General features: G+C 70.1%; 15 protein-coding genes. 6 read left to right on the plus strand and 9 right to left on the minus strand.

The window, feature by feature from the left end:
- The first annotated feature begins 79 nt into the window (after positions 1-79).
- Positions 80-913 (plus strand): hypothetical protein, encoded by an 834-nt coding sequence (locus ACWGIH_RS24210; RefSeq protein ID WP_453446265.1) that lies wholly within the window; start codon positions 80-82, stop codon positions 911-913.
- Positions 914-916: 3 nt separating this feature from the next.
- Here the strand turns inward: ACWGIH_RS24210 and ACWGIH_RS24215 are convergent, their stop codons facing one another.
- From ACWGIH_RS24215 to ACWGIH_RS24245, 7 genes are all read right to left on the minus strand, one after another.
- Positions 917-2,476: an APC family permease gene (locus ACWGIH_RS24215; RefSeq protein WP_453446264.1), complete on the minus strand. Its 1,560-nt coding sequence runs from the start codon at positions 2,474-2,476 to the stop codon at positions 917-919.
- Between the two features lie 247 nt (positions 2,477-2,723).
- Positions 2,724-4,202: an aldehyde dehydrogenase family protein gene (locus tag ACWGIH_RS24220; RefSeq protein ID WP_453446262.1), complete on the minus strand. Its 1,479-nt coding sequence runs from the start codon at positions 4,200-4,202 to the stop codon at positions 2,724-2,726.
- Entirely contained in the window at positions 4,199-5,938 is a 1,740-nt protein-coding gene (locus ACWGIH_RS24225; protein WP_453446260.1) for an N-acyl-D-amino-acid deacylase family protein, read from the minus strand. The genes ACWGIH_RS24220 and ACWGIH_RS24225 overlap by 4 nt, the downstream gene beginning before the upstream one ends.
- Before the next feature lie 121 nt (positions 5,939-6,059).
- Positions 6,060-7,187 (minus strand): LLM class flavin-dependent oxidoreductase, encoded by a 1,128-nt coding sequence (locus tag ACWGIH_RS24230; protein WP_453446259.1) that lies wholly within the window; start codon positions 7,185-7,187, stop codon positions 6,060-6,062.
- Positions 7,188-7,328: 141 nt separating this feature from the next.
- On the minus strand, positions 7,329-8,114 hold the full coding sequence (locus tag ACWGIH_RS24235; protein WP_453446257.1) for an SDR family NAD(P)-dependent oxidoreductase: 786 nt from the start codon (positions 8,112-8,114) through the stop codon (positions 7,329-7,331).
- Positions 8,115-8,156: 42 nt separating this feature from the next.
- Entirely contained in the window at positions 8,157-9,116 is a 960-nt protein-coding gene (locus ACWGIH_RS24240) for an LLM class F420-dependent oxidoreductase (RefSeq protein ID WP_453446255.1), read from the minus strand.
- Positions 9,117-9,225: 109 nt separating this feature from the next.
- The gene (locus ACWGIH_RS24245; RefSeq protein WP_453446324.1) at positions 9,226-10,452 is read right to left on the minus strand and encodes an amidohydrolase family protein; all 1,227 of its coding nucleotides are present in this window, start codon (positions 10,450-10,452) and stop codon (positions 9,226-9,228) included.
- Between the two features lie 364 nt (positions 10,453-10,816).
- Here ACWGIH_RS24245 and ACWGIH_RS24250 point away from each other — a divergent pair, with 364 nt between their 5' ends.
- Positions 10,817-13,768, plus strand: a complete 2,952-nt coding sequence (locus ACWGIH_RS24250; protein WP_453446254.1) for an AfsR/SARP family transcriptional regulator — start codon at positions 10,817-10,819, stop codon at positions 13,766-13,768.
- Positions 13,769-13,974: 206 nt separating this feature from the next.
- The gene (locus ACWGIH_RS24255; RefSeq protein WP_453446252.1) at positions 13,975-14,151 is read left to right on the plus strand and encodes a sigma-like protein; all 177 of its coding nucleotides are present in this window, start codon (positions 13,975-13,977) and stop codon (positions 14,149-14,151) included.
- A 670-nt stretch (positions 14,152-14,821) separates the two neighbouring features.
- Here the strand turns inward: ACWGIH_RS24255 and ACWGIH_RS24260 are convergent.
- Positions 14,822-15,775, minus strand: a complete 954-nt coding sequence (locus ACWGIH_RS24260) for a hypothetical protein (RefSeq protein WP_453446250.1) — start codon at positions 15,773-15,775, stop codon at positions 14,822-14,824.
- A 216-nt stretch (positions 15,776-15,991) separates the two neighbouring features.
- On the opposite strand from ACWGIH_RS24260, the gene ACWGIH_RS24265 reads away from it, so the two are divergent.
- Both ACWGIH_RS24265 and ACWGIH_RS24270 read left to right on the plus strand, forming a co-directional pair.
- Positions 15,992-16,612: a DJ-1/PfpI family protein gene (locus ACWGIH_RS24265; RefSeq protein WP_453446249.1), complete on the plus strand. Its 621-nt coding sequence runs from the start codon at positions 15,992-15,994 to the stop codon at positions 16,610-16,612.
- 92 nt (positions 16,613-16,704) lie between these two features.
- Positions 16,705-17,388, plus strand: coding sequence for a hypothetical protein (locus ACWGIH_RS24270; protein ID WP_453446247.1), 684 nt, complete (start codon positions 16,705-16,707; stop codon positions 17,386-17,388).
- Positions 17,389-17,449: 61 nt separating this feature from the next.
- On the opposite strand, the gene ACWGIH_RS24275 is transcribed toward ACWGIH_RS24270, so the two are convergent.
- Complete coding sequence (locus tag ACWGIH_RS24275) at positions 17,450-18,445, minus strand: alpha/beta fold hydrolase (RefSeq protein WP_453446245.1); 996 nt, start codon at positions 18,443-18,445, stop codon at positions 17,450-17,452.
- 229 nt (positions 18,446-18,674) lie between these two features.
- Here ACWGIH_RS24275 and ACWGIH_RS24280 point away from each other — a divergent pair, with 229 nt between their 5' ends.
- Positions 18,675-19,049 carry a VOC family protein gene (locus ACWGIH_RS24280; RefSeq protein WP_453446243.1) on the plus strand — a complete coding sequence of 125 codons (375 nt, stop codon included), beginning with the start codon at positions 18,675-18,677 and terminating at the stop codon, positions 19,047-19,049.
- The last annotated feature ends 7 nt before the right edge of the window (positions 19,050-19,056 follow it).

Raw genomic sequence — 19,056 nt, forward strand, 5'->3', positions numbered from 1 at the left:
GACCAGGGGCGGGGCCGTCCTCCGCGGGGGCCGGCGCATAGGGTCGGTCGACAGCAAGCAACCCCGGGAGATCCGTTCCATGCCGTCCGCCAAGCCCCGCCTCCTGCTCGTCACCGACCTCGCCTATGAGGCGCGGGGCCGCCGGTACTGCGACGAGGACATCGCGCTCGCCTCCCGCCTCCGCGAGGACTTCGACACGGCGCTGTGCCATCCGCTGGACGCGGCCGCGCTGATGGACGCCTTCGACGCGGTACTGATCCGCAACAGCGGCCCGGTCCTGCATCACCAGGCGGCGTTCGACGCGTTCCGCGCCCGTGCGCTCGCCTCGGGCACCCGCGTCTACAACCAGCTGACCGGCGGCGCGGACCTGGCGGGCAAGCAGTACCTCGTCGACCTGACGGCACAAGGCCACCCGGTGATCCCCACCGTCGACCGCCTGACGGACCTCGGCAAGCTCCCGGACACCGCGGAGTACGTGATCAAGCCCAAGCGGGGCGCGGACTCCATAGGCCTGAAGATCCTGTCCCGCGCCGATCTTGCGGACCACGTCGGGGCCGGGGACACCTTCCTCGTCCAGCCGTGCGTCGACTTCACGTACGAGGTGTCGTTCTACTTCATCGACGACACCTTCCAGTACGCCCTGCACGCACCGCACGCCGACAAGCGCTGGGTCCTGGAGCCCTACGTCCCGACCGCCGCCGACCTGGCCTTCGCCCAGCGCTTCATCGACTGGAACACCGTCACCCACGGCATCCAACGCGTCGACGCCTGCCGCACCCGGGCGGGAGAGCTGCTCCTGGTCGAACTGGAAGACCTCAACCCGTACCTGTCCCTGGACCTCGTCCCCCGGGAACGCCGCGACGCCTTCATCACGGACCTGAAGGCGTCGCTGCGGAGGCTGCTCGCGGGCTGAGGGTCAGTCCGCGACCACCAGGGCGGGGGTGTCCCTCTTGAGGACCTCGCCGCGGAAGAACGCCGGGCTCTTGCGGCCCATCGCCAGCATGAGGACCACGCCGAGGAGCAGCAGGCCCACGCCGATCACGAAGACCGAGCCGACGCCGAAGACGGAGGAGCCGCTCCCGTAGGCGGGGTTCCACATGTCGATGAGGGTCTTGGTGAAGACGCCGGTCAGGAGGACGCCGCCGAGGGCCGGGAGCAGTCCCTTGAAGACGAAGTCCCTGGCGGAGTTGAAGAGTTCGCGGCGGAAGTACCAGACGCAGGCGAAGGCCGTCAGCGCGTAGTAGAAGCAGATCATGAGGCCGAGTGCGTAGATCGTGTCGACCAGGACGTGCTCGGAGACCAGCGTCATGACCGTGTAGAACACGGCGGTCGCGACGCCCGCCGTGACCGTCGCGCGGCCCGGCGTCTTGAAGCGCGGGTGAACACGGGAGAAGGACGCCGGAAGCGCCTCGTACGAGGACATGGCGAGGACCGTGCGGGCCACCGGGATGAACGTCGTCTGCAGGCTCGCGGCGGCCGACGCGAGGACGGCGACGAAGAGCAGGATGCCGAGGGTCGGGCCCATCACGGGGCCCGCGAGGACGGCGAAGACGTTGTCGGAGGTGTCGGGGTTGGCGAGGCCGAGGCCCTTGGTGCCCGCACCCACCACCATCTGGGCGGCGACGGCCGTCGCGAGGTAGGAGCCGACGAGGACCACCATCGCGATGAGCGCGGCGCGGCCCGGGGTCTTGTCGCTGCCGGTCGTCTCCTCGTTGGCGGCCAGGCACGCGTCCCAGCCCCAGTAGATGAAGATCGCGAGCGAGAGACCCGCGGTGAAGGAGGAGAACGACTTCACCGCGAAGGGGTTCAGCCACGACCAGGAGAAGTCCTGCGAGAGGGGGAACTCGGCGGTGCCCGCCTTCTGGAAGGCCATCACGACGAAGACCGCGAGTACGACGAGCTGTAGCCCCACCAGCGCGTACTGCACCCCCTTCGTGGCCGTCATCCCCCGGTAGCTGATCGCTGTCGCGGCGGCGATGAGGGCCAGGCACGTCAGGATGTGCACGGCCTTGTTGTCGTCCAGGGCAGCCACCGACTCGTTGCCCGTGATCTCGCCGGCCAGGAGCCAGAAGTACGAGGTCGCCACTCCCGCGAGGTTGGACAGGACGATGATCGTGGCGATGACCAGGCCCCAGCCGCACATCCAGCCGATCCGCGGGCCGAAGGCCTTGACGGTCCAGGTGAAGGACGTGCCGCAGTCCGGCATGGCCTTGTTGAGCTCCCGGTAGGCGAACGCCACCAGGAGCATGGGCAGGAAGCCCGCGAGGAAGACCGCGGGCATGGCAAGGCCGACCTCGCCGGCCGTGGAGCCGAGGGTCGACGTCAGGCAGTAGACGGGGGCGACGGTGGAGATGCCGATGACGGCGCTGCCCATGAGGCCCACGGAGTTCCCGCCGAGGCCTTTGGCGCGTACGCCCCCGTCGGGGGCGCCGCTTACCGTGTCTCCGGCCTGTGGCCGTACGTCCAACTGGGTCATGAACAGGACGTTAAGCGCTGCGGTTTCCACATACGGAGGATGAACATCCGGATCGCGAGCCTTGCGTTCGATGGAGGAATTGGGGCAGCGGCCATCGATTGCTTGATCTATGAACGATTACCCTTCACCATTGCCAGGCAAAACTCAGACCGTCCGGTATGCGAGAACCGCAGCACTGTCCGTTTTGACCCGTTTCAAAATTTTCCCGAGCTGCTGCCCACAGTCCACATACCGGACAAAGACGAGGTCACCCCGGCCACACGATCGACTGCAGCTCGCTGTACGCGTGCAGCGCGTACGAGCCCACGTCCCGGCCCACCCCGCTCTTCTTGAACCCGCCGAACGGCGCCTCCATGTTCCGGCCGATCGTGTTCACGCCGACCCCGCCCGCGCGCAGCCGCCGCGCGACCCGGAAGGCGCGGGCCACGTCGCCCGACCAGACGTAGTCGAGGAGGCCGTAGTCGCTGTCGTTGGCCAGCGCGATGCCTTCCTCCTCGTCCTCGAAGGGCACCACCACCACGACCGGGCCGAAGATCTCCTCCCTGACCACCCTCATGTCGTTCGTGCAGTCCGCGAGCAGCGTCGGGGCCACGTAGAAGCCGCGGTCGAGGCCCGGTCCCGCCGGCCGCTCGCCTCCCGCGACGACCCGCGCGCCTTCCTTGCGCCCCAGCTCGACATACGACTCGATGCGGTCGCGGTGGGCCGCAGAGATCACCGGACCGACGATCGTCCCCTTCTCCCGGGGGTCCCCCACCTTCATGAAGCCGATGTAGCCCGTCAGCTTCTCGATCAGGGCGTCGTGGATCGCGCGGTGCGCGATCACCCTGGTCGGGGCCGTGCAGATCTGTCCGCTGTAGAAGGAGAACGTCGTCCCGATGCCCGCCACCGCCGAGTCCAGGTCCGCGTCCTCGAAGACGAGCGCCGCGCCCTTGCCGCCCAGCTCCATCAGCTGGCGTTTCATGCCGCGGCCGCACACCTCGGCGATCCGCTGCCCCACCGATGTCGAGCCGGTGAAGCTCACCATGTCGACGTCCCGGGAGTCGACGGCCGCCTCGCCGACCTCCGGGCGCGCGCCGCTCACCACGTTCACCGTCCCCGGCGGCGCCCCGGCCTCCTCCAGGGCCGCCGCCATCCGGTACACCGACAGCGGGTCCTGCGGGGCGGGCTTCACGAGGACCGTGTTGCCCATGGCCAGGGCGGGCGCCACCTTGCCCGCCGGGTTGGCCCACGGGTTGTTGTACGAGGTGATGCAGGTGACCACGCCCACCGGCTGGCGGACGGTGAGCGCCCCCACGACGCCCGCCTTCCCCATCGGGCCCGCGTCGTTGATCTGCGGGGGAAGGGCCGCCTCGACCGGTTCGAGGGCGCCCTTCGCGTACCGCTTGAAACGCGCCACGGACACCGCGACCTGCATGCCCCGCGCGGTGCCTGTCGTCGCGCCGCTCTCGGCCTGGGCGAGCTCCGCGTACGGGCCCATGTCTCGCTGCATGATCGACGCGGCACGGTCGAGCACCGCGGCCCGCTCCTCGGGGGTCGTGCGCGACCAGGTGGCGAAGGCCTCGCGGGCGGCGCCGGCCGCCGCGCGCACCTGCTCGCGGCTCGCCTCGGGAGCGAGACCGACCACGCCTTCGGTGGCCGGATTGACGACCTCGTAGTGACCTCCGTCAGGCTCGATCCACTCGCCGCCGATGAACAGCCGCTGCTCCTGCGGGAGTTCGCCGCTCACTTGGTGCTCACCGTCCTGGTGTCACGGCCCGAACGCAGCACCGTGCCGGGGGTCGCACCCGTCACCCGGTCCTCGCGGATGGCCTCGACCCCGTTGACCCAGACGGCGTTGATGCCGATGGCCTTGGAGTCCAGGCGCGGGCTGTCGCCGGGCAGGTCGTGCACCAGCGTGGCCTTGCCCGCGTCGATGCGCTCGGGGTCGAAGAGGACGAGGTCGGCGTGGAAACCTTCCTCGATACGGCCCCTCTCCCGCAGCCCGAAGAGCTGCGCGGGATCGTCGGTGAGCATCTTCACCGCCGCTTCGAGTCCGACCAGCTTGCGGCCCCGCAGGCAGTCACCGATGAACCGGGTCGTGTACGGGGCTCCGCACATGCGGTCCAGGTGCGCGCCCGCGTCGGAGCCGCCCAGCATGACGTCCTCGTGCCGCCAGGTCTCCTGACGCAGGGCCCACGAGTCGGGGTCGTTGTCCGAAGGCATCGGCCAAAGCACCGTACGCAGGTCGTCGTTGGCGCAGATCTCGACGAGGCACTGGAAGGCCTCCTGGCCGCGCTCGGCCGCGATGTCGGCGACGACACGGCCGGTGAGGCCCTCGTTCTCCTTGGAGTACGTGTCCCCGATGACGTAACGGTCGAAGTGCGCGAGCCGCCGGAAGACCCCGGCCTCCTTGCTGTCCGCGCGCCGCAGCATCTCGCCCCTGACGTCCGGGTCGCGCAGCTCGGCGATGCGCTCGGGCACGGGCAGGCCGAGCACGTCCCCCCAGCCGGGGATCAGGTTCAGGGCGCAGAAGGTGCCGAGCGACATGTTCATGGGGGTGAGGATCGGCATGGTCAGGGCGACGATCCGGCCGCCGGACTCGCGGGCCCGCTCGCTGGCGACCAGCTGGCGCGGGACGCGTTCGGGCACGGCGGCGTCGATGGTGAGGACGTTCCAGTTCAGCGGCCGGCCCGCGGCGGCGCTCATCTCGACGAACAGGTCGATCTCGTCGTCGCTGAACTGGTCGAGACAGCCCGCGACGATCGCTTCGAGCTGCGTGCCCTCGTGTTCGGCGACGGCCCGGCTGAGCGCGAGCAGCTCGGCGGGCTTCGCGTGCCGGGAGGCGACGGGCTGCCCGTCGCCGTCGGAGTGCGTGGACGACTGTGTGGTGGAGAGCCCCCAGGCCCCGGCGTCCATGGCGTCATGGAAGAGCCGCAGCATCGCGTCGAGCTGCTCGGGAGTCGGCTGCCCGCCCACCGCGTCGGCGCCCATGACGTACCGCCGCAGCGCGCAATGCCCCACCATGAAACCGGCGTTGACGGCGACGCGCCCCTCCAGGGCGTCCAGATACTCGCCGAACGAACTCCACGACCAGGGCGCGCCCTCTTCGAGAGCCACCAGGGACATGCCCTCGACCTTGGACATCATCCGCCGCGTGTAGTCGGCGTCCTCGGGGCGGTCCGGGTGCAGCGGGGCGAGGGTGAAGCCGCAGTTGCCGCCCGCGACGGTGGTGACGCCGTGGTTCAGGGAGGGGGTCGCGTACGGGTCCCAGAAGAGCTGGGCGTCGTAGTGCGTGTGCGGGTCGACGAATCCGGGGGCGAGGACCCGCCCCTGGGCGTCCTCGCTGGTCGTCGCGGCCTCGGTGACGGTGCCCGGCTCGGCGACGACGGCTATGCGCCCGCTCCGGATGCCGACGTCGGCGGTGTACGCGGGGGCGCCGGTCCCGTCGACGACGGTCGCGCCCTTGATGAGGTGGTCGAGCATGACGGTGCAGTCCCCCTTCGGGGCAACGGGTGGGTGGGTGGGGAGAAAGCGCCCGAAGGGCGAAGAGGGGCACCCCGGCCTCCGTCCGGGAGAGGAGGCCGGGGCAGTCGGTGGTGGCGGCTCAACCGCCGGAGGCACCCCGCATACGCGAAGTACGGTGCACGGGATCCGTGTCGATCTTCGGAATCACATGCTCACCGATCAACTTGATCGTGTTCTTCGTGTCCTCGGGCGAGATCCCGATCGGCAGCCCGAAGCTGAGCTGATCCGCCCCCGCCTGCTCCCACCGCTTGCACTGCGTGAGCACCTCGTCCGGGTCGCCGCAGATCATCAGCTCCTCGGCGATGAGCAGCTCGATGATCTCCTCGGTGTACTCGGGGAGCAGCTCGGGCCACTCGGGGATGCCCTCGGGGCGCGGGAAGGTGTCGTGGTACCGGAACAACAGCGACTGCAGATAGTTGAGCCCGCCGCTGACGGCGATCTCGACGGCCTTCTTGTGCGTCTCCGCGCAGATCGCGGTGGAGGTCACCATGACGTTGTCGTTGACGAAGTCACCGACCGGTTCGGCGTCCTTCACCGCCGTCTTGTACGAGTCGAGGACCCACTCCATGTCGGAGACCTTCTGCACGCTGAAGCCCAGTACCCCGAGTCCCTTCTTGCCGGCCATCGCGTACGAGGGCGGGGACCCGGCGGCGTACCACATCGCCGGGTGCGACTTCCCGTACGGCTTGGGCAGGACCTTGCGGGGCGGCAGCGACCAGTGTTTGCCCTGGAAGCCGACGTACTCGTCCTGGAGCCACATCTTGGGGAACTCGGCGATGGTCTCTTCCCAGAGTTCCTTGGTGTGGTTCATGTCGGTGATGCCCGGCATGAACCCCAGGATCTCGTGCGACCCGGCGCCGCGCCCCGACCCGAACTCGAAGCGCCCCTCGGAGAGATGGTCGAGCATGGCGACCTTCTCGGCGACCTTGACCGGGTGGTTCACCGGGGCGAGCGGGTTGAAGATCCCGGAGCCGAGGTGGATGCGGTCGGTCGCGTGGGCGAGGTAGCCGAGGAAGACGTCGTTGGCGGAGAGGTGTGAGTACTCCTCCAGGAAGTGGTGCTCGGAGGCCCAGGCGTACTTGAAGCCGGACTTGTCCGCCTGGATGACGTACTCGGTCTCCTCGATGAGCGCCTTGTGCTCTGCTTCGGGGTCGACCTTGGCCCGCTTGGCGGGCACGTATCCCTGTACAAAGAGACCGAATTCCAAGGAGGTTCACCATCCTCGTGAGTATCTGCGAGTTTCTGACGAACCGTCAGATTGTGATGCGACGACTGTTCCACCGGCCGCCGGGGCCGTCAATACCCGCGGCCACGCTCGCTGACGTACCGTCAGTTCCACCGGCGCACGTCAGACGATGCTGACCCCCGCGAGCCACCCCCCGTCGATGACGAACGGCTGCCCGGTGATGTACGCCGAGTCGTCCCCGGTCAGGAAGAGCGCGAGGGCGGCCACCTCCTCGGGCCTGCCGATCCGCCCGAGCGGCACGAGCTTCTTGTAGAGCTCGGCGACGGCCTCGCCCGCCTCGACGGGGTCGGCGGTCGGGTCGAGCTGCGCGGGGTTGGTCATCGGGGTGTCGACGGCCCCCGGGCAGACGGCGTTGACCCGGATGTTCCGGGCGGCGAGCTCCAGCGCGGCGACCCGGGTCAGCCCGAGAATGGCGTGCTTGGTCGCGGCGTACGCGCCGACGTACGCCATGCCCGTCATCGCCGTGTACGACGCGGTGTTCACGATGGTCCCGCCGCCGGCGGCCCCTATCTCGGGCGCGACCGTGCGGATACCGAGGAAGCAGCCGATCTGGTTGACCTGGATGATCTGCTGGAACTCTTCGAGCGGGGTGCTGACGAGTTCGTTGAAGCGCAGGATCCCGGCGTTGTTGACGAGGCCGTCGATCTTCCCGAAGGCGTCCTTGGCGGCGGACACGGCCGCGCCCCAGTCGGCCTCCTGACTGACGTCGAGATGCACGTACTTGGCCACGTCACCGCCGAGCTCCTTGGCCAGGGCCTCGCCCTGGTCGTCGAGCACGTCACCGATGACGACCCGCGCGCCCTCGGCGGCGAAGAGCCGCGCCTCCTGCTCGCCCTGCCCGCGCGCCGCACCGGTGACGATGACGACGCGACCGTCCAGCTTTCCCATACGAGTCTCCTTGAGTGAAGTGAGGGTGCGGGGGGCGATCGGTCAGTTGAGGTGGGGGGCCACCTCGGCGGCGAACGCCGCCATCTGGTCGGTGAGTTCGGTGCGGCCACGGCTGCGGAAGCGCACCTGGATCTGCTGCACGCCCATCGCCCCGTACGCGCGCAGCGACTCGGCGAGGGCGTCCGGCTTCCCGCTCAGGGTGCGCCGCCCCACGGACCAGCCGGGCTCCCCCACATAGAGGGGTTCCGCGATCGCCCCCACGACGGCCGGCTCCTCGACCCCCGCCTCCTCGCGCAGCCGCTTGAGCCTGGCGATCTGCGCGGGCAGCTTGTCGCGCGGGTCACCCTGCGGCAGCCACCCGTCGCCGCGTACGGCGGCCCTGCGGACAGCCGCGGGCGAGGAACCGCCCACCCAGATGGGCACGCGGGACTGGGCGGGGCGTGGCTGCTGGCCGAGGTCGCTGAAGTCGTAGTGCTCACCGTGGTGCTCGGGGTACTCCTCGGGCCCGAGGGCGGCCCTCAGGGCGTCGATGGTCTCGTCGAGCACGGGCCCGCGCCGCTCGAAGTCGGCGTCGACGGCGTCGAACTCCTCCTGCACGTGCCCGGCCCCGACACCGAGGATCAGCCGCCCGCCGCTGAGCCGGTCCAGAGTGGCGTACTGCTTGGCGGTGACGAGCGGATGCCGAAGCCCGACCACGGCGACGTGGCTCATCAGCCGTACGTTCTCGGTGATCCCGGCGAGGAAGGAGAGCGTGGCCACCGGGTCGTACCAGACGGTGCTCATGGTCTCGGCGAGCCGCCGAGGAATCGCCACGTGGTCGCAGCCGGCGATGTACGCGAAGCCGCCGCGGTCGGCGGCGCGGGCGATCTCGGCGAGGTCGTCGGCGGTGGCGTCCGCCTCCCACGCCTCGGCGTAGATGACGCTCTGCGACTGGATCGGGAGCTGCATCCCGTAGACCAGTCGCCCCTGCGGGAAGATGTGCGCCAGCGCGTTGGCAGCCATGGGAACCCGACCCCTCACCTTGATCTGACGGAGTGTCATATACGGCGACGGCACTCATCGTCGTAGCTGACGGTGCGTCAGGCAAGGGGTCGGGGGCGACTGTCCACTCCTACGCCCCGGGGCCCGCCCACAGTCCGTCCGCCGTGAGCCCGAGGAGATCGATCGCGTTACCCCGCACGATGCGGTCCACGACGTCCGGCGCGAGGTGCCCCATCTGCGACTCCCCCACCTCCCGCGACTTCGGCCAGGTCGAGTCGGAGTGCGGGTAGTCGGTCTCGTACAGCACGTTCCCGACCCCGATCGCGTCGAGGTTCCTCAGCCCGAAGGCGTCATCGAAGAAGCACCCGTACACATGCTCGGTGAAGAGCTCCGACGGCGGCCGGTGCACCTTGTCGGCGACCCCGCCCCACCCGCGGTTCTCCTCCCAGACGACGTCCGCGCGCTCGAGGATGTAGGGAATCCACCCGATCTGCCCTTCCGCGTACATGATCCTGAGATTCGGGAAGCGCTCGAACTTGCCGCTCATCAGCCAGTCGACCATCGAGAAGCAGCAGTTGGCGAAGGTGATGGTGGACCCGACGGCGGGCGGCGCGTCCGCGGACGTGCTCGGCATCTTGCTGCTGGACCCGATGTGCATGGCGATGACGGTGCCGGTCTCGTCGCAGGCCCGCAGGAAGGGGTCCCACTCGTCCGTGTGGATGGAGGGGAGGCCCAAGTGGGGCGGTATCTCGGAGAAGGCGACGGCACGCACCCCGCGAGCGGCGTTGCGGCGGACCTCGGCGGCGGCCAGTTCGGCGTCCCAGAGCGGAATGAGGGTGAGAGGGATGAGACGGCCCCGCGCATCGGGCCCGCACCACTCCTCCACCATCCAGTCGTTGTACGCGCGAACGCCGAGCAGGCCCAGCTCACGGTCCTTCGCCTCGGTGAACGTCTGCCCGCAGAAGCGGGGGAAGGTGGGGAAGCAGAGGGCGGACTGGACGTGGTTGACGTCCATGTCGGCGAGGCGGTCGGGCACGCTGAAGGATCCCGGCCGCATCTGCTCGTACGTGATGACCTCCAGCTTGATCTCGTCCCTGTCGTACCCGACCGCGGTGTCGAGACGGGTGAGGGGCCGGTGCAGGTCTTCGTAGACCCACCAGTCGCCTATGGGCCCGTCGTCCCCTTTCGCCCCCATCACCGGGGCGAACTTCCCGCCCATAAAGGTCATTTCCTTCAGCGGCGCGCGGACGACGCGCGGCCCGCTGTCGCGGTAGCGGGCCGGGAGCCGGTCCCGCCAGACATGGGCGGGCTCAACGGTGTGGTCGTCCACCGAGATGATCCTCGGGAACGTCGGCAGGGTCTCAGTGGTCTCCATGCGCTCCACGGTAGCGCCGATCTGACGGCCCGTCAGCTCCCTGTCGGCCATCCATCGGCGAGCGATCGACCCTGCCTCGGCGAGCGACCGGCCGCCCATCGGGGATCGACCGACCGTCCATCCCCTGTCCATTACCGGCCGCCGAGTGCGTGGACCCTGTGAGAGCCGTCTCGCACGGCTGACGTATCCGCCATGAACAAGGCAAACTGGCGGGGTGCAAGAGCCGGGTGAAGAAGCCGGGTGGAGAACGGAACCAGGCAAAGAGCGACAATCGCGGGCAGGGCAGGCCCGCGGCGCACGACCAGGCACGGTGACGGCCGGGTACGTCAGGGCAGCAGGGGGAGCGATGGACGGTGTACCGCGAGTACCGGACCAGCGGCGTCCGGCCCCGGGGAACGCCCCCGAGGAACTGAGACCGCACTTCAGCGTGCTCGGCCCCGTACGCGCATGGCACGGCGCCGAGCAGCTCTCCATGGGCTCCCCGCAACAACGCGCGCTCCTTGCGGCACTCCTGTTGCGCGCAGGCCGCACCGCGACGGCACACGAACTGATCGACGCGCTCTGGGGCGACGACCCGCCCTCGCAGGCCCTGGCCGCGGTCCGCACGTACGCGTCCCGGCTGCGCAAGGTGCTGCCCGCGGGAGTCCTGGTCAGCGAATCCGGCGGATACGCGATCGCCGTGGCCGACGGCGCACTCGACCTGGCGCTCGCGGAAGACCTGTGGGCGGAGGCGGAGAAGGCACGCGGCGTGGCCGACCTCTGCCAGGCCCGCTCCCTGGTCAACAAGGCACTGAGCCTCTGGGACGGCGAACCCCTCGCCAACGTCCCCGGCCCGTACGCCGAAACGGAACGCACCCGCCTCGACGAGTGGCGCCTCCAGCTCCTGGAATCCCGCCTGGACATGGACCTGGAGGTCGGCTGCCACGCGGAGGCGGTCTCGGAGCTGACGGCCCTCACGGCGGCGCACCCCCTGCGTGAACGCCTGCGCGAACTCCTGATGCTGGCGCTGTACCGCAGCGGGCGCCAGGCAGAGGCCCTGGCGGTGTACGCGGACACGAGGCGCCTGCTCGACGACGAACTGGGCGTGGACCCGCGCCCCGGCCTGAAGGAACTCCAGCAGCGCATACTCCAGGCGGACCCGGCCCTCGCGGAACCCTCGGCGGCGACCCCGGAACCGGCGGCAGCGGTGGTCCGCCCGGCTCAGCTCCCGGCGACGGTCCCCGACTTCACGGGCCGCGCGTCCTTCGTGTCCGAACTGAGCGAGATCCTGTCGGCGGCGGAGGGCCGCGTGATGGCGGTCTCGGCCCTTGCGGGCATCGGGGGCGTGGGCAAGACGACGCTCGCGGTCCACGTGGCGCACGTGGCCCGCACCTACTTCCCCGACGGCCAGCTGTACGTGGACCTGCAGGGCGCGGGCGCGAGGGCGGCGGAGCCGGAAACGGTCCTCGGCGCGTTCCTCCGGGCCCTGGGCACCGCCGACTCCGCGATCCCGGACTCCCTGGAGGAGAGGGCGGCGCTGTACCGCTCCGTGCTGGACGGTCGCAGGGTCCTGGTGGTCCTGGACAACGCCCGCGACGCGGCGCAGGTACGCCCCTTGCTCCCCGGCATGGAGGGCTGCGCGGCCCTGGTCACCAGCCGCATCCGGATGGTGGACCTGGCGGGCGCGCACCTGGTGGACCTGGACGTGATGTCTCCGGAGGAAGCCCTCCTCCTCTTCACGCGGATCGTCGGCGAGGAGCGGGTCCAGTCGGAGCGCAAGGCCGCCCTTGACGTGGTGGCGGCTTGCGGCTTCCTCCCTCTGGCGATCCGCATCGCGGCCTCGCGCCTGGCGGCCCGCCGCACCTGGACGGTCTCCACCCTCGCCGCGAAGCTGGCGGACGAGCGACGCCGCCTGGACGAACTCCAGGCGGGCGACCTCGCGGTCAAGGCCACGTTCGAACTGGGCTACGGCCAGCTGGAGCCGGCCCAGGCGAGGGCGTTCCGCCTGCTGGGCCTTGCGGACGGCCCGGACCTCTCCCTCGCGGCGGCGGCCGCGGTCCTTGACCTCCCGGTCGAGGAGACGGAAGACCTGCTGGAAATGCTGGTCGACACGTCCCTGGTGGAATCAGCGGCTCCCGGCCGCTACCGCTACCACGACCTGGTACGGCTCTACGCGCGTGCGTGCGCCGAGCGGGACGAACTGCCGCCGAGTGAGCGGGGGGCGGCGATGTCGCGGCTGCTGGACTTCTACTTGGCGTCCGCGGCTCGGGTGTACGCGATCGAGCGGCCGGGGGACCGGACAGTGGACCACCTCGAAGTGACCGCCCATGTGGGCCAGGGCTTCAGCGACGACGCGAAGGCGCTGGACTGGCTGCACTCGGAGGCGGCTTGCATCCTCGCCTGCGTGCAGCAGTCACTGGACAAGAGCACGTTGCGGCGTGCGGTCGACCTGCTTCTGGCCTCCAAGGACTTGGCGGAGTCGGGAGCCAGCTCGCTCCGCTACGAGCTGGCGACGTCCGCTGCACGGGATGCCGCTGCCGCGCTGGGTGACGCTCATGCGGAGGGCCGCGCACGAGTCACGCTCAGTCAAGTGCTCAGCAACGGGGGGCATTTCGACAGGGCAGCCGTAGAGGCGGAGCGCGCCGCGCAACTCGGCCGCGAGGCCGAAGACCCGTGGACCAGCGGTAATGCCCCGAATGAGCAGGGCATCATCGCCAACTGCATGAACCAGCACGAAGCCGGTGAGGCCTTCCTCCTCACGGCGATCGAAGCCTTCCGCGCAGACGGCAACCGCCCCGGTGAGGCCAGCGCCCTGTGCAACCGGTCCCGGAGCCTCGACTCGATGAACCGCACTTCCGCGGCGATCGAACTCGTCCGGCAGGGCATGGCCATATACGACGAGCTTGGCCTCACCTTCCGCCTCGCCAACGCCCGGTACGCCCTGGGAATCGCCCTCACACACGCAGGGCGTCACACCGAGGCGCTCGACCAGCTCAGCAAGGCGCTGCAGGTGTTCATGGAGAACCGTCAGCGTCTCTGGGAGGGGACGACGCACTACCGCATCGCCCAGACGCACCTCGCGGACCACCGGCCGACCCAGGCCGCGCAGCACGCGGAACAGGCCCTCACCACGGGCTTCATCGGTGGCGACTGGATGCGAGCCAACGTACTGACCCTGCTGGGAAGGTCGCTCGACAACCTCGGACAGGTCGACCGCGCCCGAGCCTGCTGGCACGAAGCCCTGGCCATTCACGACAAGTCCGGTGCCCCGGAGGCAGACGAGGTGCGTGCGCTCCTCTACCCGATCACAACCGCCTGACGCAGCCACTTGGGACGTTCATCGAACGTTTATGAGGCACTGCCACTCTCTACTTATCGATCCGTCGCGTCGGGGGGCAGGCGGGTCGCCAAGGGCCCCACGGATAGGGTGAGCGGCCCACGAACGCCCGTTCGGCCGCCCTCGGGGGAGCTGCCGAACGGGCGCTTCATTCGACCGCACCGTCAATCCCAAAGGAGTTCGCGACCATGAGCGACGCCAACAAGGACCAGGACATCACCACGCTGGGCGACAGCCACCAGCCCGCCCCGCCGAAGGACGGCATCACCACGCTGGGCGACAGCCACCAGCCCGCTCCGCCCAAGGACGGCACCGCCACAACGCAGGGCGACAGCCACCAGCCCGCCCCGCCGGCGAAGGACTAAGACTTACACCCTGACGGGGGACACGGGGGACACGGGGGACACGGGGGGACACGGGGAAGGTCGACCGCGGTGGCGCGGAGGGGGAGCCACCGCGGTCGACGCATGTCCAAGGCCTCGTCGGCCGTCGCGTCACGGGCCTTGCGACCACCTGCCCGGCGCAGCGACGCGCAGTGTCACGCAGCGTCGCGTCGCACCCGGCGCATCAAGGCGCCCCGGTCGGGGTCAGACCTGACCCGCCGACCAAAGCCGCCGCCGCGACGGGGCCGAGGCGTGGGCTCGGCCCTCATCGCGCTGCCCACTTCGCCGCAGCCTCTTCGCCACGGTCTCGTCGCCGCGGCCTGGTCGCCACCGCCACCCCGCCCCCACCTCGTACCGGACCCACCGCTCAGGTGCGGGCCTCCCTTCCGGCTACGCCGCCAGGGAGGGGCCAAAGCGCCCGGGGACGCGCTGCGCTGACGCGCCCTCACAGCCCACATCCGACCACCCATACCGCCCATCTCGGGCGCCTGGGGGCGCAGTTCGGCTCCGCATACAAAAAATCCCACTCTCCCAGACGCCGAAATGGCGCGTCACGGGATTTTTCTGCATCCCACCCCCAACCTCGCCCCAGCCCCCCTCACCCTCACCCACTCTCCCCCTCCCCTCCCCTCCCCCCTCCCCACCCTCCCCCTCACCCCGCCCTCTCCAGCGCCGCCCGTACCCTCCCCACGAACGCCTTTGGTGCGGTGAATACCTCGTCTGCGGCGAAGCGCAGTACCGCCCTTACCTCGGGGCATGACGCCAGGTCGTTGTAGCGGGACAGGTCTCGGCGGTGGGCCTCCTTCGTGCCGTGGTAGGCGAAGCCCTCGATTTCGACCACCACGCCCTTCCCGCGGAAGAAGAAGTCCGGGCGCAGGAGGCGGCCCGCCGGCGTCAGAATCCTTGCCTGGGACTCCGGGCGCAGTCCCGCGTCCAGCATCCGGAGTCGGGCGACCGTTTCCGCCGGTGAGCCCGCCGCCGGGTCGGCCAGCGTCAGCCACCGGCGCGCCCTCGTCGCCCCCGCCGCCTGCGCCACCGGCGGGGAGTCCAAGGCCGCGGCCACCGTGTCGATGCCGCCGATCAACGGGCCCCGCCAGTGGCGCCCCCCGTATCGGCGGCCGTTCAGCGCCGAGTCGAGGGCCACCACGGCGTCCTCTCGAGGGCCGCCGCGCAACAGATCCGCCAACGTACGCGCGACCGTCGTCACCCGTAGGTCCTCCACCACGGTGATGTCCTCAGGTGGCAGCGTGAGCCGGTGGACGCGCGCGCCCGTCTTGCGGCCGGTCCCCCGCGGGTCGGTGAACTCCAACTCCTCCCGTAGTACTTCGATACGCCACAGCCTCGCCGCCGACCGGTGGCTCGCCACCAGGGCCGGCATCGTCAACTGCCCCGCCCAGGTACGTAACGTCAGGTCGAGCGCCCGTCCTGGCTCCGCCCAGCCGCCGCCCGGGATACGCGTCCACCCCTCGGCGGCCAGGCTCCTGGCCAACGTGCTCCTCGGCCAGCCCGCCTCCCTGGCCCAGCCCGTGAGCAACACCCCTTCCACGGCCAACTCCCGCAGCTCACCCCACTTCCTCGAGCCTCGCGGCTCCCTCGAACCCCCCATGGCCTCAGGCTGCCCCACAACGGCCGCGCGCGTTTCAGCCTGTGGATATCTGCCTTCATGTGGATAACCCGCCGAGAGGTGGGGGGTGGGGGCAGCCTTCATGGCAGTAAAGGTGGGCTGCTCGTCATTGCGGTCATTTCCGTCCGCCTGAAGACTTGGGCCGAGCGGCACAACCAGGAACACCACGACCGGCAACACCAGCGGGAAGGGACTTCCATGCAGATCGCGATCCTGCTCTACGACAAGTTCACCGTCCTCGACGCGATAGGCCCCTACCAGACCCTCTCCGGGCTTCCCGGCGCCGAAGTCGTCTTCGTCGCCGAGCAGGCGGGGCCCGTCCTCGACGACAACCGGAGCCTCTCCCTCGTCGCCACGAAATCCCTCGCCGAGGTCAGCAGCCCGGACATCGTCGTCGTACCCGGCAGCCCCGAGCCCGACCTGGAGAACGAGGCCGTGCTCGGCTGGCTGCGCGCCGTCGACACCGGCACCACCTGGACCACATCCGTCTGCACCGGGTCGCTCATCCTCGCCGCCGCCGGGCTCCTCAAGGGCCGCCGGGCCACGTCCCATTGGCTGGCGCTCGAACAGATCAAGCAGTTCGGGGTCGATTCGACCGGGCAGCGCGTCGTCTTCGACGGGAAGTACGTCACCGGCGCGGGCGTCTCCGCCGGGATCGACATGGGCCTCACCCTCGCCGGGAAGATCGCGGGCGACGAGCACGCGCAGACCGTGCAGCTCCTCATCGAGTACGACCCCCAGCCGCCGTACGACGCCGGGTCCCCGGCCAAGGCCCCCGCCGCGCTGGTCGACAAGTTCCGGGACCAGGTCGACGCCTAGGTCGTGCCCTGGCCGAGACCGTGGCCCAGCCGTGTCCCAGCCGTGTCCCGAGCGGGCCGTGCGCGTCGCGCAACCGTGGCAGAGTCACCGGCATGGTCCGCTCTAGACGCACGTTCGACACGGTCACCTCAACGCAGCGGCGCCGCTTCGGCGCGGTGTCCGCTCTCCTCGTCTGCGCCGCCGCGGCCTCGCTCACCGGCTGCGGTGAGCAGCGGCACGACACCACGGCGAACCCCTCGGCGGCCGGAGCTCCCACCACCGGCCGCAGCACCGGCCCCAGCACCGCTGCCAGTCCCAGCACCCCTGCCCCCACCACGTCCGCTCCCGGGGCCTCCCCCTACGTGGAACCCGGTGTCGTCGACGGCGCCCCGCACAACGGCGAGAACAACGCCTACCGGCGGCCCGGCGACATGTCCCCGGCGAGCGAGGAAGCCGCCGAGGCCGAGGCCGCTCGTATGAGGCCCGTCCTCGAGCGGCTGCACGCGAAGAAGAAGTGGGATGCGAAGAGCGTGCGGGCGGCCCTTACCGGCGAGCTCGGGTACAAGATCGAGAAGCACGACGGCAAGGGCACGATCCTGAGCGGCGAGCTCAACGTCCAGGACATGCGTGCGCGCTACGAGAACGGCGAGTACGTCACTCCCGAAGGGACCATGATCGGCCTGCGCGTACGTGACGACGCCTGCGTCACCGCCTTCGTGCAGCCGACCAACTATGAGGCGTCGGCCAACGGCCCGTTCATGGAGACCGGTTGCATGTCTCCTCCGATCGGCCACTGAGTCCTCGGGCGGTGCACGGCGCTCGGTTCGTACCGGCGTCCGCGGCAGCCGCTCCGTGGGCTCAGTTCGTACGCGGCGTACGCAGCGTCCCCAGCCATTCCGTCAGCAGCCGGTTCACCTCGTACGCCCGTTCCTGCTGGACCCAGTGCCCGCAGCCCTCCAGGATGTGCGACGACACGAGGCCCGGGAGGGTTTCCGGGTATGCCTTGATCGCGTCCGCCAGCCAGGTCGTCGACGCGTCCTGGTCGCCGCCGATGAACAGTGACGGCTGGGTGATCGGGGCTCCGTCCAGCGTCGCCAGGTCCTCCCAGTCACGGTCGACGTTGCGGTAGCGGTTGAGTGCGCCGGTCAGGCCGGTGCGCTCGAACTCGGCGGCGTAGAAGTCGAGATCGGCCTCCGTCAGCCAGGAGGGGAGACCGGTTTCAGGTGGGAAGCGGTCCGACAGCCGGCCTCCCCGGGGTACGAAGTGCACGCTCGGGCCGTCGGACGGCGACGGCATCGTGTCCGCCGACAGCGCCGCGTAGAAGCCCGCGAGCCACCCCCGTACGTCCGGCTCGATCTCCGCCTCCGCCCTTCCCGGCTCCTGGAAGTAGCTGACGTAGAACTCCTCGTCGGGGCCGCCGATCATGGCGAAGGTGTCCGTGGGGCGGGGGCCGCCCCGGGGTGCGTAGGGGACGCTCAGCAGGCCCACCGCCGTGAAGACGTCCGGTTCGAGCAGCGCCGAGTTCGCCGCGATGCCCGAGCCCCAGTCGTGGCCCACGATCGTGGCGGTCTCCGCGCCCAGGGACCGTACGACCGCCGCGTTGTCGGCGACGTGCTCCACCATCCGGTACGCGTCCCTCTCCCGCGGCTTCGACGAGCGGCCGTAACCGCGCACGTCGATCGCCACCGCGCGGTAGCCCGCCTCGGCGAGGACGGGGAGCTGGTGGCGCCACGAGTACCAGGACTCCGGGAAGCCGTGGACGAGGAGGACCAGGGGGCCCTCACCCTGCTCCACCAGGTGGATCCGGCCGCCGGGGACGTCCACCAGTCGATGGTGCTGCGTGGGGTGCGGCATGTCTTCTCCCGGATCAGTGGATATGTCGTGTGTCGTGTGTCGTGTGTCGTGTGTCGTATGCCGTATGCCGTCTGGCCTCTGGCCTCTGGCCTCATGATCCTGGGCTCGCCCCTTCCCCGCCCGCGAGGAAATTTGCCGACCCGGCAAATGGCTCATCCTTCCCCGCCTCCGGCGCCAGGCCCGGAATCCCGATGGACAGCCCCCGCCCCCCTCGCCGATAGTGCCGCCCATGACCTCTCTGGTGCGCCACCTCACGTTCGACTGTTCCGACGCCTACCGTCAGGGGACCTTCTGGGCGCAGGTGCTCGGCGGGAAGATCTCCGACGAGGACTTCCCGGGCGACCCGGAAGCCCTGGTCGAGGCCGAGGGCATGACCCTGCTCTTCGTGACCGTGCCCGAGGGTAAATCTCTCAAGAATCGCGTGCATGTCGATCTTCAGCCGCAGGACCGCACCCGCGATGAAGAGGTGGAGCGGCTCCTGGAGTTGGGGGCCAGGATCGTGGGCGACCACCGGGTGCCCGACGGGCGTGGCTGGGTCACGCTCGCCGACCTGGAGGGCAACGAGTTCTGCGTCGAGCGCAGTGCCGCCGAGCGGGCCGACTGAGCAACAA

The organism is Streptomyces sp. NPDC054872 (genome assembly GCF_053610705.1).